General features: G+C 59.6%; 9 protein-coding genes and 1 rRNA gene. 3 read left to right on the forward strand and 7 right to left on the reverse strand.

The features are described from left to right. Positions 1-137 precede the first annotated feature (137 nt). Positions 138-253 (forward strand): 5S ribosomal RNA (gene rrf / locus AC1RP7_RS27780). Positions 254-358: 105 nt separating this feature from the next. Here rrf and AC1RP7_RS27785 read toward each other — a convergent pair. From AC1RP7_RS27785 to AC1RP7_RS27805, 5 genes are all read right to left on the reverse strand, one after another. Further along, a complete protein-coding gene (locus AC1RP7_RS27785) occupies positions 359-826 on the reverse strand; it encodes an SRPBCC family protein (protein WP_492588742.1) in 468 nt (155 codons plus the stop codon). Between the two features lie 22 nt (positions 827-848). Next, positions 849-4,259: an amino acid adenylation domain-containing protein gene (locus AC1RP7_RS27790; RefSeq protein WP_493183417.1), complete on the reverse strand. Its 3,411-nt coding sequence runs from the start codon at positions 4,257-4,259 to the stop codon at positions 849-851. Between the two features lie 13 nt (positions 4,260-4,272). Continuing rightward, on the reverse strand, positions 4,273-5,202 hold the full coding sequence (locus AC1RP7_RS27795) for a diiron oxygenase (RefSeq protein ID WP_154910996.1): 930 nt from the start codon (positions 5,200-5,202) through the stop codon (positions 4,273-4,275). Further along, positions 5,199-5,975, reverse strand: coding sequence for a DUF3050 domain-containing protein (locus tag AC1RP7_RS27800; RefSeq protein WP_493183415.1), 777 nt, complete (start codon positions 5,973-5,975; stop codon positions 5,199-5,201). The genes AC1RP7_RS27795 and AC1RP7_RS27800 overlap by 4 nt, the downstream gene beginning before the upstream one ends. A 724-nt stretch (positions 5,976-6,699) precedes the next feature. Next, positions 6,700-7,410, reverse strand: coding sequence for a GntR family transcriptional regulator (locus AC1RP7_RS27805; RefSeq protein ID WP_090452367.1), 711 nt, complete (start codon positions 7,408-7,410; stop codon positions 6,700-6,702). Between the two features lie 196 nt (positions 7,411-7,606). Here AC1RP7_RS27805 and lapG point away from each other — a divergent pair, with 196 nt between their 5' ends. Together lapG and lapD are read left to right on the forward strand one after the other, a co-directional pair. Beyond that, positions 7,607-8,299 carry a cysteine protease LapG gene (gene lapG, locus AC1RP7_RS27810; RefSeq protein ID WP_150815187.1) on the forward strand — a complete coding sequence of 231 codons (693 nt, stop codon included), beginning with the start codon at positions 7,607-7,609 and terminating at the stop codon, positions 8,297-8,299. A gap of 14 nt (positions 8,300-8,313) precedes the next feature. After that, entirely contained in the window at positions 8,314-10,260 is a 1,947-nt protein-coding gene (lapD, locus tag AC1RP7_RS27815) for a cyclic di-GMP receptor LapD (protein WP_218495513.1), read from the forward strand. A gap of 45 nt (positions 10,261-10,305) precedes the next feature. Here lapD and AC1RP7_RS27820 read toward each other — a convergent pair whose 3' ends face one another. Both AC1RP7_RS27820 and AC1RP7_RS27825 read right to left on the reverse strand, forming a co-directional pair. After that, positions 10,306-10,644: a tryptophan synthase subunit beta gene (locus tag AC1RP7_RS27820; RefSeq protein ID WP_090452373.1), complete on the reverse strand. Its 339-nt coding sequence runs from the start codon at positions 10,642-10,644 to the stop codon at positions 10,306-10,308. A gap of 146 nt (positions 10,645-10,790) precedes the next feature. Then, positions 10,791-14,810, reverse strand: a 4,020-nt coding sequence (locus AC1RP7_RS27825; protein WP_493184010.1) for a beta strand repeat-containing protein, incomplete at its 5' end; no start/stop codon positions are given.

Below are 14,810 nucleotides of genomic sequence, written 5' to 3' on the forward strand. Positions count from 1 at the left end.
CCCCATGTGAGAGTAGGTCATCGTCAAGATTAAATTCCGAAACCCCTATCTGCGTATGCAGGTAGGGGTTTTGTTTTAGTAGAAGTCACCAGTTTTCACTGGCACGTTAAAGTTCTAACGGGCTGGTTACAGAATTTCTTGACGACCATAGAGCGTTGGAACCACCTGATCCCATCCCGAACTCAGAAGTGAAACGATGCATCGCCGATGGTAGTGTGGGGTTTCCCCATGTGAGAGTAGGTCATCGTCAAGATTGAATTCCGAAACCCCTGTCTGCTAACGCAGACAGGGGTTTTGTCGTTTCAGGGGTACTGAAAAGCCCGTTGTGGAGCCTCTCCACAACGGGCTTTTTCACGTCTTACGCAAACAGCTTCAGCACATTGTTCATCGCATCATCGGCAAAACCCTGTACGAAGTCCTTGAAGCCCGGCAGTGCCTCGGCGGTGCCCTGCGCCGGTTCGGCGATGATGGTCCAGGTGGCTCTGGACTTGTCCGCATCCAGTGGTTCAACGCTCATCGCGGCCCACAGATTGGCCACACCCAGGGTGTTGTAGATAGTGGTCCAGGTCATGTGCCGTGCCTGGTCGTCCCGGGAGTTGAGCTGCTCGACCACCAGGTTGCCGTCCTTGAAAAACTTTTTGCGTAGCGATGACACGCCTTCGCCGGTCATCTCTATATGCGACAGTGCCGGGATGAAGCGATCGAAGCCGGCAAAGTTACCGACTACGGCCCATACCCGAGTGGCATCGGCGGGCACGTCCACCGAGGACACCACGTGGCAGCCTTGAGGGTTTTTGATCAGGGTGTCGGGTTGCAGAATACTCATGGTTTTGCTCCGTTTGGTTGCGTCAGATGAAATTGATTTCTTTGAGGTAATCGCAGCCGCGACGCAGCAGCGCCGGGGACTTTTGCGGGTAGTGCGCGCCCATTAGCCGAACACCGGCCTGGGCGTTGTCGTGGCCGATCATCGAGATATCGCCGATGTCCTCCTCGAAGCCGTTGAGGTAGAACCCCAGCACGCCGAACAACGCGTTGTCGCTGTCGACCCGACCCAGTTGCTGCTGCCAGTCGGCGACGCTGACCATCGTGAATTCGCGGCCTGCCTCGCGGAAGGACGCCACGTAGTTGTCCCAGCTCAAGGGCTCGGGGTTGTGCAGGTTGAATACCGCTTGTTCCGGTTGATAACGACTGGCGTGGAAGGCGATGAATCGGGCGAGAAAGTCCACCGGCATCAAGTCGAAATTCAAGGCGAACTCCGGTACTTGGCCAAGCTGGATCGAGCCCTTGAGCATCAGCATCAGACGATTCTTGTGCGGCTGACACACGCCCGTGAGGCTGTTGAAGCTGATGTTGCCGGGACGGTAGAGATTGACCCGCACACCAAGCTCCCGTGCCCGTTCGAGGATTCGCTCGCCAACCCATTTGGACAGGTTGTAGCCGTTCTTGATGTAGATCGGTGGTGTGAGTGCGGCCGGCAACTCAAGCACTCGGCCATCGGCGGATATCGTGCTGGAGGCCGAGAGCGTCGAGACGAAGTTGAAGATTTTTTTGCTGCGTCCTTCGCACAGGCGCAAACATTCGAAAATCGGCTCGACGTTGTCGCGGGCGAGCGACTCGTAATCGAGGACGTGATTGACGTTGGCCGCGTTGTGCACCAGAGCGCCAAACTCCTGATCCAGCCGCTGGTAAACCTCGGGCGCCAAACCGAGTTCCGGCCGTGTGACGTCTGCCGTGTAAACCCGCACCCGGCTCATATCCAGATGCTCCAGACGGTTCTCCCGTAACGCCTGGGCAAAGCGCTCGTTCGCCGATTGCCCGTTGCCGTCGCGAACCAGACAGGCGACTTCACTGGCGCCCCAGGCCAGCAATGCCTCAACGATGTGTACACCGACAAAACTGTTGGCACCGGTGACGATCACCTTGTGCACATCGCCCATGCGGCTGACGGGCATTGGCTGAATATCCAGTTCGCGGAAGGCATCGCGCATGGCCTGTTCGCTCAGCACTTCTTCGCTGCCGAAGCCGCGTACCAGTGTCGCCAGTTTCTCGAGGGTGGGCATTTCGATGAAGCGGTTGATCGAGATGCTGCGCCCGAACTCCTCGCGCAGTCGCAGGAGCATGCGCGACAGGAGGATCGAGTGCCCGCCCAGATTGAAGAAGCTTTCGTCGGTGGAAATGTCGCTCGCCGGCAGCTCCAGCAACTGCGCCCAGATTTCCAGCAGCAGGGCCTCATCGGCGTTGACGGGCAGGCGCCTTGAAGGGTTCTCGGTGACGCTCACCGGCAGATCCAGCAACGCCTTGCGGTCGACCTTGCCATTGCTGGCGTAAGGCATGCTTGCCAGCTCAGTCCATGCAACAGGGCGCATGTAGTCCGGCAGGTGCTGTGTCGCGTGGGCCCTCAACGCCTGGCGAGCGCTGCCGGGAAGGTCCTCTCGGGGCTGGGCAAGGAAAGCCAGAATCCGCCGCTGGCTATCGATGATCACGGCAACCTGGCGATACAACTGGCTGTCGCGCAGGCAGCGCTCAATCTCTTCCGGCTCGACCCGGAAGCCGCGAATCTTCACCTGATTATCACGCCGACCGCACAGCTCGATCCCTTCAGCCGTCCACTTCGCCATGTCCCCGGTGCGATAGGCGCGCAGGGTCCGGCCATCAGGCAAGTTCAGTTCCAGATAACGCTCAGCGGTTTGCTGCGGGTTGTTCAGGTATCCCAGGCACACGCCCGGGCCGGCAATGTACAACTCGCCGACGGTCTGTTCGGCCACCGGTTGAAAATCGTCATCGAGAATCAACACCTGGCTGTTGGCGATTGGAGCGCCCAGCGAGCGGTTGTGGTCGCCTGGCTGGAGTTTGCGCGCGGTAATCAGCACCGTGGCCTCGGTGGGCCCGTAGAGGTTGTAGAGCTTGCCCTGACGGCTCAGCTGCTCGATGACCCACGGTTCGCAGACATCGCCGCCGGTCATCACACGGTCCAGACATTGCAACTGCTCCAGCGGCAGGATGCTCAACAAGGCGGGCGGTAAAAAGGCGTGGCTCAGCTGCCGATGACGAATCAGCTCCACCAGTTGCAGCGGATCGCGACGTTGGTCCTCGTCGGGCACGATCAGCTCGGCGCCTTGCAGCAGGGTCGGGAAGATGTCGATCAGCGATGAGTCGAAGCTCAACGAAGAAAACTGCAGCACCCGGCTCTGGCTGGTCAGCTGAACATAGTCGGCGTACCAGTGGGTGAAGTGCGCGAAGTTGGCCTGGCTGAGCAGCACGCCCTTCGGATGGCCGGTGGTGCCCGAGGTGTAGAGGGCCATGCATGGCGTATCGAGGTCGGGGCGTTGGCGCATCAACGGTTGAGAGAGATCTGCTGCATGGGCGTCGATGCTGCTGATGTCCAGCCCTGGCATCTCGTTCGCCAGGGGATGCTCGCCGTCATGCAGCAACAACACCGCGCCGGCATTCGACAGGATGTACTGCTGACGTTGCAACGGATGGCTCGGCTCCAGCGGCAAGTACACCGCGCCGCTGCCCAGGATCGCCAGGATTCCCGCATACAACGCGCTGCATTTGGGCAGGCAGATCCCGACGACTATCGGGCCTTGATGCTGATCCAGCAGCGGTCGAAGGCGTTGCTGGATGGCGCGGCTGTGGGCGTGCAACTGGCGATAGTCGAGGGTGGTGCCATCGATGCTCAAGGCCGGACGGTCAGCATTCTGGATGCACTGTTGCTCCAGCCTTTCGATCATCGGCGTTTGCGCAAGCTGCTGCAGTCGTGGGTCGGCGGTGGCATTGAGGCGATGCACGAACGCGAGGCTGTCAAGGAACCGCAAACTCTCGATGCGCTCGAAGCGAACAGGTTCGGCGGGTTCGGCGAACCGAAAATAGTCGACATCGCGCGAGTAGCGGCTGACCAGCAGCGCCACGTGGTCAACCAGTGCTGTCATGGCCTGCCTACGCAACGCCTGGCCGTTACCCGACGGCTCATCGGCGATGGGTACACGGGTCAGCAGCGTTGAGCCATGACTGCACAACAGGTCCAGCGAAGGCAGGCCGGACGCCTGCGGCAAGCCGAGCCCCAATTGCAATGTCAGCCGTGGCGCCTGAGCAGTGAACTGAGGCGACGTGCCATCGTCGATCAGCAGATCCACCGGCCCCGGCATTTCGTCGCGTGCGGATACCCGCGTCAGTGAGTGACCGTGTTGTTCGAGTTCCAATGCCAGCTCGGTCAGCGCCTGGCTTTGTCCGATGAGCAAGATGTCGAGACGTCTCATGATGGGCTCCTCGTCAAACCAGGTAGTCGCTGAGGGCGGTTTGTACGCACGGCGAATCGAGCAACGAACTGCTGTGGAAAAACCGCACAATGTTGGCCACCAGCGGGTGATGGCGACTTATCGGGAAGGCCAGTGCCGATACTTCGTTCCTGAGGGCGTGGCGCGCCGAGTCGTTGATCTGCAGTGCGTCGATCAGGCAGAAGTCGAAGGATTTCTGGATGTCGTTGGTCAGGTAATGAGCAATGAACACCGGCAAGATCTGGGCGATGCACTGGCGGTCGTCTGCACTTGCGGCATGCCAGTAGATGCGTACCAGCCGCGCCCAAAAACCGGAGTGACGCCCCTCGTCCAGCAAGTGATCGGCCATCAGGCCCTTGATCGATTGCTTGACCGTGTCGTCCTTGGCAAATGCGGCGACATCACCGGTCACCGTGTTTTCGGCGATGGCCACGCAGATCAGTTCTACAGCACTACGCAGGTGCTCAGGTGCGAGCGCCACGGCCGCCGGTATTGCTCGGCTCAGTTCGATTTCATCCGGCAATTCAATGGGGGTGATGCCGGTCAACGCGATGGTCTGTTGCATGAAATCCATCGCCACCAGTGCGTGATAATCCTCGTCCACCACGACAGTCATGGCGTCGTAGCGGCAGGCGAACGGGAACTCGACCGCGAAGCGATTCTTGGCGATGCTGCGGGCGGTTTTGTCGACGATCTCGGTTTCGAAGATCACCACATCGTTGATGAACTTGTAGAGGGTCTGCACCAGGGCGAAGTCGCGTTGTTCCGGGCATTGGCGCACAAAGGTTTCGCTCAGCACCAGCGGTTGGCGGCTCAACGGGTAGATCAGTTTGTCGTCGTTTTCCAGCACACGACGCGGGCGGGTTCGGATGGTCGCGCGGCTCTCCCAAGCATCAGCGAAGGATTGGTAGTCTGCGGCGTTCATGCGCTCACCTCCGTGACGGATACGTTCATGCTCAGGCGCAACCCGTCCCACAGGGCGATACGACTTTCCACGGCTGCGATGGCGCTCGCGTACACATCTTCCTGCCGTTGCGGGTCGCTATCGACCAGTCGCGCCAGAAGCTTTTCCGCTGCCGGGCCATGGTCCTCGGAATCGACCTCAATGTGCCGTTCGAGGTAGTACCGGAAAGTCGGCGCCTGTTCGATGCCGATGCCCCAATCGTCGAGGATGCGCTGGAACATCTGCGGGATAACGCTCTCGCGACCGTGCAGAAACGCCGCCGCCACACTGTGACCCGGTGCATGTAGTGCGGTGTGTAGCGTATGGCGAACGAAATCCGCGGCCGCCGGATCGACCTTGATGCTCTGCAAGGCCACGTCGTAGCTCACACCCTCTTGCTGCAGGGCCACGAAGCGTTCGATGGCAACGGTACAGGCGCCGACCTCGCGCATTGCATCCAGGTACAACTCGAAGTGGCTGTAATGACCCCGGGCCGGACGATCATCCGACTCCTCACCCAGTACGATCTCGTTGATCAACCGCGCGGCCTGGGGATCCTGCGGTGGCAGCCAGGGCAGTCGCACGCAGGTCAATTCCTGTTGCAGGCGCTTGGTCAGCGACATGAAGTCCCATACGGCAAACACGTGGGTTTCCATGAAGCGTCGCAGGACCGGCAGCGAATGTATTTCAGAGAAGATCGGGTGTTCGCTAAGTTCTGATTTTTTTTGAAGCAGACGTTCTTTAGTTGGTTTCATGGATGAGCCTGTAAATGATCCGGGGTGAGAAGTAATCAAACACTGAAGTTCGCTGGAAGTTTTCTCCTGGCGAACGGGTACCCTCAAACGTATTGATCTTTTTCAGTGCTATTGATGCCGAGTAGCTGAGGCGTTACTGCCGTTTGTGGCTGGCGGCGAAGAAAAACTAATACACATATAAAGTCTTGATCAAGTTGTTTTGTTATTATTTAAATATTCAACTTTTTCGAAGATGACAAGTTCCAATAAAACTTTTTATATTGGTTTTATTTTGGCGTAGTTACTCCTTCCGGCTTATGTAAGTCAGAATTAAACAAAGAGTGAATGCCTCACTCGAAGTAACTTTTTACGGGCGTCGTTGTGGGTGTCTGAGGGGGTGGAATTGGGTCGCGAGTGATACCGATCCTTCCGGTCCCGTGATGAGGCTCCTTCCTTCGCTTCTGGGGGCAGAGACTGCTCCATTCGCACGGAGCGTCACCCGTTTTTTGTCCTGGTTATCCAGAGTGGGCGTAAATCGAGGTGGCCGCCATTACTGAGGCATCACGCAAACGTTGCAATGGTCGGGTTTTAAGGCGGCGGGGCGTTGGGGCGCGGTATGGCGCCGCAAGGGCGGTGTGGTATGGGGGCGGGGGATTTGTAATCAAATCATTCGCGGAGCATTTGGGGGAGTGCGCGGCAAGCGAGGAAAACCCTTCGTTACATTCCCCGGGCTTGCCGCCGCGGGCTACTTCGACCTGTTCCTGGCTTGGACTTCAGGGCTGTTGAGGTAGCGCGTAATGACCTCGACCCCTCGGTTCAGGTGATGCTCGAGCAGCTGCACGGAGTGTTCGACGTCCCGGGCTTTGGCTGCCTGCAACAGTGCCTTGTGGTCATCCTGGGAGAGTTTGCCCAGGCCCATGGCTTCCAGGTTGAAACGCAGGAACCGTTCTTCTTCGATCAGGCCGTCTTCGACCAGTTTCAACAGCCGGCGATTCGGCGCCCGGGTGTAAAGCGCCATGTGGAACAGGCGATTGAGCCGACCGATTTCGGTGTAGTCGCTTTCCGTTTCCAGTGCATCGATGTAGCGGGCAGCCTGTTCGAGATCTTCGTCCTGGAGCAGTGGTACCGAGAGACGCAGGGCTTCGGATTCCAGCAGGATGCGCAGCGCATAGGTTTCCACGGCATCGCCCTGTACCAGTGGCGCGACCACGGCGCCCTTATGGGCAACCACATTGAGCAACGATTGTGCTTCGAGTTGGCGCAAGGCTTCGCGTACAGGCATGCGGCTGACGCCGAACAGGTCGGCGAGGTCTTGCTGGCGCAAGGCCGCACCGCAAGGAATGCGCCCGTCGAGTATGGCCGCGCGCAGGGTTTCTTCGATCACCGAGCGTGCCATGTGTGCAGGAATCGGCCCGTTGACCTTGATACTGCTGAGAGGGTTGGGCTTTTGTGTCACTAAACGCACCCTGATTGATGGAATATTTTTGGATCCAAATGACACTAGTGACTGGCTGACTGCTTGTCAAACAAGCTCTGGAGTGCCTTTCTTCCAGTTTAGCGCGCCGCCAGTGATCTCACCGTGCCATTGTCTTTTTCCGGGCTAACCTTCACCATTCGAACGACTCCCTCCTGCCTATCCAGGATGCCTCGCATTGGTGGCAAGTTTAACGATCCCCCGGGTTTTACGCTGGCTGTGCAGCGCATTGCTGCTGACTGGCGTGATGCTGGGCAGCTTGAGCGCCGATTGGGATTTTTCCCTGATCAGCCGGCGAGCGCAGGCATTGTACGGACCTTTGGGAGAAGGTCAGCAGCGCATTAATGATTGGCAATACTTGTTGACCAGCCAGAAGCAGCTCGGCGAGCTGGAACAACTCAATGTGGTCAATCGCTTCTTCAACAAACAGCTGCGATACGTCGAAGACATGGATCTGTGGCATGAAGTCGACTACTGGGAAACCCCGATCGAAGCCCTCTGGAAAGGCGCCGGCGACTGTGAAGACTACGCTATTGCCAAGTACTTCAGCCTGCGACACCTCGGTGTAGCTAGTGAAAAGCTGCGTATCACCTATGTCAAGGCACTGACCCAGAACCGTGCGCACATGGTGCTGACCTACTACTCGAGTCCGGAGGCCGAGCCCCTGGTGCTCGACAGCCTGATTGATGCGATCAAGCCGGCCAGCCAGCGAAAGGATTTGCTGCCGGTCTACTCTTTCAACGCGGAAGGGATGTGGTTACCGGGTGCCAAGGGCAATAAAAAGGTTGGCGATACCAAACGCCTTTCGCGTTGGCAGGATGTGTTGAAAAAAATGCAGGCCGAAGGATTCCCGGTCGAGACGACTAACTAGGAGCACGTGCTCAGATGTCTTTGTTCAAACAGCTGTTGATTGCTATCTGTCTGTTCCTGGTGGTCGCCTTCACCGGCAGTTTCATGGTCAGTCTGGAGAGCTCGCGTACTCAGTACGTCAACCAGTTGCGCTCCCATGCCCAGGACGCCGCGACGGCGCTGGCGCTGTCCCTGACACCGAACATCGACGACCCGGCGATGGTCGAGTTGCTCGTCAGCTCGATTTTCGACAGCGGTTACTACGCGAGCATCCGCGTGGTCGATGTGAAGACCAATCAGACCCTGGTCGAGCGCACGGGCATTCCGGCGGTCAACAATGTTCCGGACTGGTTCGTCAAACTGATCGGCCTGGAGCCCGCCGGTGGTGATGCGATCGTCAGCCGTGGCTGGGAGCAGGCTGCCCGGGTCGAGGTGGTCAGCCACCCGATGTTTGCGCTGGCCAAGCTATGGCAAAGCGCTTTGGGCAGCCTGGGCTGGTTGCTGCTATGTGGCGCGGTCAGTGCGGTACTGGGCGCATTGTTGCTGCGTCAGCAATTGAGACCGCTGGATTACATGGTCAAGCAATCCCACGCTATCGCCCGGCGGGAATTCCTCAGCCTGCCAGAACTGCCGCGCACCCCCGAACTTCGCCGGGTAGTGCAGGCCATGAACCAGATGGTCGAGAAGCTCAAGGCGCTGTTTCAGGAGCAGGCGGAGCGCAGTGAAAAATTGCGGGTCGAGTCCTATCAGGACTCGTTGACCGGGTTGGCCAACCGGCGTTATTTCGAGATGCAACTGAATGCGCGGGTGAGCAACCCGGAGCAGGCCAGTTCCGGTTACCTGCTGCTATTGCGGGTCAAGGATCTGGCCGGTCTCAACCAGCGTCTCGGTGGCCAGCGCACCGATGACGTGCTCAAGGCCGTCGGTGAACAACTGTCTCGCGAGTGCGCCAAATACCCGGAAACCCAGAACTTGGTCACGCGTATCCGCGGTGGCGAATTTGCCGTGCTGGCGCCGGGGCTGGTGCGCGAAGAAGCGCTGCAACTGGCACAAAACCTCGACAGCGCCTTGGCCAGTCTGCACGCTACCGGCGCCACCGATGTGGCTGCCGTGGCCTCTATCGGCCTGGCGCCCTTTGTTCACGGCGATTCGCCGCAAACCGTGCTCAGCCTCGGTGATCAGGCGCTGGCGCAGGCCGAAGGCCAGGGCGAGCAGAACTGGGCCTGTATCGAGCACAGCCTCTCGGCCAGTGTCGGCGACGATCACCACGCCTGGCATCGCATGCTCGACCAGGCGCTGACACAGCGGCGCTTCGAGCTGTATTTCCAGCCGGTGGTGGCTGCCCAGGACACGCAACTGGTACTGCATTACAAAGTGTTGTCGCGACTGCTCGACGAACACGGCCAGACCATCCCCGCCGGGCGTTTTCTGCCTTGGCTGGAGCGCTTCGGCTGGACGGCGCGTCTGGATCGGCTGATGCTCGAACGGGTGTTGGCGCAAATGAGCGAGCATGAGGAGTCGCTGGCGCTGAATCTGTCGTCGGCTACCTTGGGCGACCCGCAGGCGCAAAACAGGATCTTCGAAATACTGCGTGCGCATTCTAACCTCGGCCCGCGTCTAACCCTGGAGATTGGCGAAGAGCAATTGCCTGACCAGGCGGTGCTGGAGCAGTTGACCCGGCGCCTGCGCGAACTCGGTTTCTCCCTGAGCCTGCAACGTTTTGGCGGACGCTTCAGCATGATCGGCAACCTGGCCCGGTTGGGTCTGGCGTACCTGAAAATCGATGGCAGCTACATTCGGTCGATTGATCTGGAGAGTGACAAACGCCTGTTCATCGAGGCGATCCAGCGAGCGGCGCACAGCATTGACTTGCCCCTGATTGCCGAGCGGGTCGAGACAGAAGGGGAGTTGTCGGTGATTCGCGAGATGGGGTTATACGGTGTACAGGGTCAGTTGTTCGGCGAGCCAAAACCCTGGGCCTGATGTGATCGCTCCCACGCCGTGCGTGGGAATGATTGCAGGGGCGCGTCAGATCAGCCCGGTCTCCTCATCATCGATCAATTGGCTCAAGCCACCCAAGGCTTCACGGGCCTGGTTCCGGTCCATGAGCTTGGCCTGGGCCGCCGTCGGCAGGTCGGTGACGCGGATCACGCCTTTCTGGGTCAGCACCTGAATCAAGTCGTCGAGTACCCGGATCATTTCCAGGTCACTTTGCTTGAGCTGTTTGAGGCTGTTTTCCACAGCCGCGTTGGCAAACCAGGCCTGGATCTCATGATTGTCGGCCGCCAGCGTTTCCGTGGCCTCAGCGTAGGCGGCGGGTTCCACGCGTACCAACAGGCCCTGCGCATCGCGTTGCACGTAAAACATTGAGCATCCCTCAGAATTGAACCAGCGTCGTGCTGTCAGCAGCATAGGTCAACCGCATGCCAGTATGTGGCGCAGCGACGAAATCGTCACCGGGCAGTGGACGCAAACGTGACGGCCGCCCCATAGGGAGCGGCCGTTATCATGCATCAGCTGTTGTTGTGATCGATCTTGATGGTCGGGTCGCTACCGGCAATCAGGTTGTGCAGGTTGGCGCTGGACCAGTTGTTGCCTTCCAGTTTGATCGTCACGTCCGGTGTGGCGGCGGCCGCATTGCCCGAGTTGAACTGGCCGGTTGTGCTGACTTGCAGCGACGACACGCCATCGACCGTGGAGATCTTCAGGAAGTTGTCGATGGTGCTGCCGGTTTCACCCTGCAACAGATCGCGCAGGTCGATCCGGTCGCCTTCGCTGGCCTTGAAGTCCTTGATCACGTCGTTGCCGGTGTCGCCCGCTTTCCAGACGAAGGTATCACCACCGGAACCACCGATCAGGATGTCGTTGCCCTGTCCACCCATCAACGTGTCGTTGCCGGTACCTCCGAGCAGGATGTCATTGCCCTTGCCTCCGTCGAGGGTGTCGTTACCGCCCAAACTGAACAGGATGTCATTGCCCGCCCCGCCCAGCAGGGTGTCGTTGCCGTCATGGGCACCGGACACATCGAACGCGTTGTAATGCTCGGTGATGTACTGGTGCACATTGCTGGTGGTGACGTTGCTGACCTCCACACCGGATTGCTGCGCCACGAAGGCTTGCATTGCCTGGTAACCCTCGCCGGCAATGCCGTTGAAGCTCACCAGATCGCCGAACAGAAGGTCGTTGCCGTCGCCACCGCTGACGGTGTCGTGACCCGGCATCGTCGCTTCGGTGTGGCCGATGATCGAGTTGGCCAGGTCCTTCGGATCAATGTTGGTTTGTGGCGATTGATTCGAGTCGTACGGCTTCAGGTCGTTGAGGCTCACTCCGCTGTTGAGGCCAATCGCCTCGACATTCGACAGGTTGCTCAGCAACGTAAAGCTGCCGGTGGAGTTGCTGGTGGTGTCCCCGTCGGTGCTGTTGCCGTCGCCGTCACGCCCCGAGAACTCGTAGGTACCGTCACCCTGGGCATGCAGATAGCCGAAGTCCTTGGATGACCAGCTACTTCCGTTTCCGTTGCCATTGCCATTGCCATTGCCATTGCCATTGCCGTTGCCGTTGTTGCCGTTGCTGCTCTTGGTCCAGACCGTCACATAGCCCGAGGCGGTAATGTCGATCTGGTGCGTGCTGTCGGGGAACAGGCTGATCGCTGTGCCCAGCTGATAGTTGCTGGTGGTGATCAGGCTATCGAGTGTTGTGCTGCCATACAGAGTCGGGTTGGTCGACTCGCCGCTCTGGTAGTAAGTCGGCTTGCCGTCAGTAATGAAATACGTGAGGTTCTTCGCCCCGATGTTGGCCACGGCGTCCGCACTCTGGAACCAGTTGGCAGTGGTTTTGAACACGTCCTCGTAGTTGGTGCCGCCACCGGATGACATCGAGTCCAGAGTCGCCTTCAACTGAGTCAGCGCATTCGGGTCTTTGAGGTTCACCGATACCGACTTGTTGACCTGGGTGTCGAAGTCCACCAGGAAGATGTTCACCGTACCCGAGTTGCTGCCCAGGCTTTGCTTGAGGGTGTTGAACACCGACGTCAGCTGGTCCTTGGCCGAGTTGATCGACGAGGAACTCATACTGCCGGAGCTGTCGACCATGAACGCGATGTTGTAGTTGGTGCCCGGCACCACGGTCAGGCCGCCGATGTCGGCGACGATGATGTCATTGCCGTCGGTGCCGGTGATGGTGTCATCGGCCGCCGTGGCGGTGCTGGCGTTGTAGATCGCCGGGTACACAGTCACGGGGATCTGCGAAGTGCTGCTGGCCGAACCACCCAGGGCCTCGGTGGAGGTCGAGGTCACGGTCAGGTTGAACTGGCCGTTGTAGTACGGTGGTGGAGTGACAGTCAGAGAGCCGAGGCTCCAGCCCGTCACGTTGGCCTCGCCATTGGTCGCGGTGACCGTGAAGGTATGTCCCGCGCCGTCGGTGAGCATCGAGCCGACCGGCATGCCGCTGATCTTCAGGCTCAGGCTTTCCGAGCCGTCGGTGTCGGTCAGCGCGGTGGTGATGGCGGACAATTTCACACTGGTGCCTTCGGCGCCGGTGTTGAGTTTGTAACCGTCGTAGTAGCCTTCGCCATTGGAGCCGTGCAAGTCGGACACGGTCACGCCGGCATTCACCAGATCTGACACGCTAGTGTAAATCGGTACGCCGGCACTGCTCAGGTCGATCGGCGTGCTGCCATTGACCGACAGGTTGACGTCATAGCTGCCCGGGCCGCTCTGGTTGTGGTGGTAGATGTCCAGGGTGTAGTAGCCGCTGGTGGTCGGGGTGTACGAACCATTGAGGTTGCCGCCCGCGCCCCACGTGATCGCAGCCACGTTCTTGCCTCCGATAGTCACCAGCAGGCTGTCATCGCCAACACCGCTGAAGGTATAGGTCTTGCCGGCTTCGAGGTAGATCAGGCCGGAGGTTTTCGACGCCGTACCGGCGGTCACGCTACCGTCGGACTGCACGTTGGTCACGGTGCCTTTGGAGTTCGGTGTGCCAGCGGCATCGATCACATTTTTCAGCGTGGTCGAGTCCGCGCCGTTGCCGCTGGTGCCCAGGCCCGACAGACCGGTCCAGACTTCCTTGATCAGCCCGGTGGACCTCACGCTGTTGTCGGCAACGCTCAGGGTCGGGGCATCCGCCACTGGGGCGATGTCGATCTTGATCGTGCCGGTGTTGCCCAGCGCCTGGCCGTCGGTTGGCTGGAACTTGATCTGTGCGTAGTCGGCCTGGTTGTTGCCCAGGTTGGTACCACCGTATCCGTCCACGCCCGATTCGTTGGCATCCGGCATGAAGCGCAGTTTGCCAGCGTCGATGTCGGCTTTGCTGAAGGTCTGGTCGGCGGCGACATCTTTCCAGGTCGAGCCGTCCAGGTACTGCAGTTTACCCTCGCCCGGCAGCTGGGTGATTTTCACGCCCTGGCTGGTGGCCGGACTGTCGACGTCGCTGACGCCGAAGGTCGACCAGCCGAGGATCAGTGGCGTGTCTTCGGTGCCGGTGACGTTGACCGGTGCTGCGACCGGTGCGTCATTGACCGCCACCACGTTGACCGTGGTGGTCGCGGTGTTGGAGTAGTTGCTGCCATCGGTCACCGTCACGGTGATGATGCGCGGCACTGTGCTCGGATCTTCACTGTTGTTGGTGAAGGTGATGTTCTTGATCTGCTGCATGTAGTCGGCCAGCGTTGCGCTACCCGACAAGGTCAGGGTGACGGTGCCATTGGTGCTGTTGGCATTGATGGTGATGCCGTTGACGCTGTTGCCCAGGTTCAGCGCATCGCCGTCCTGACGATTGGTCAGCACGATGGTCGCGCCGGTCAGCAAGGTGCTGTCCGGGTCGGTGATGCTCAGGTCGGTATCGCCGATCGACACGCCAGGACCGGCAGTGTTTTCGGTGAACGTCAACTTGTAGTCGGCCCCGGTGGCGCCACTGGAGTTGTTGGCGTCGAGGTCCAGTAATGGTGGTGCATCGTTGTCGATGATCGAAGTGCTGACGCTGCCGTTGGACGCGCTGATCGCCAGGCTCTCGAAGTTGCCACCGGTGGCCGAGTCGATCTTGACCACGAAGTTTTCGGTGCCTTCGGTGATCTTGCCATCGATGGTCGAAATGTCGAACGGCACGCTGCTGACACCCGCCGGGATCTTCACGGTGTACACACCGGTGAAGTCAGAACCGTCGGCGGCGGTACCGCTGTAGACGATATTCAGCGTCACTTCGGTCTGGGCCGGGTGAGTCAGGCTGACGGTGTAACTGGCGGTCTGGCCTTCGGTTACCGAGGTGCTGCCGCTGATGCTGACAGTGGTGGTGTCCTGGAAGTCACTGACGCTGGTCGACGCGGGAGTCTTATCCGTGCCGATGGCTTCAAGGTTGCCGCCGCTGGCGGTCTTGATGGATTCGCTAACGGTTGGCGCGCCGATGTAGACGTCGTTGCCGACCGTCACCGGCAGGGTGCCGGAGCTCTGGCCTTCGGCGATGGTGATGACCTTGCCGCTGTCCAACGTCACGGTGACCGGACCGTTCTGCGCGGTGACCGGCTTGCCCTGGGCATC

This window comes from Pseudomonas sp. GW822-FHT01E03 (genome assembly GCF_058802985.1).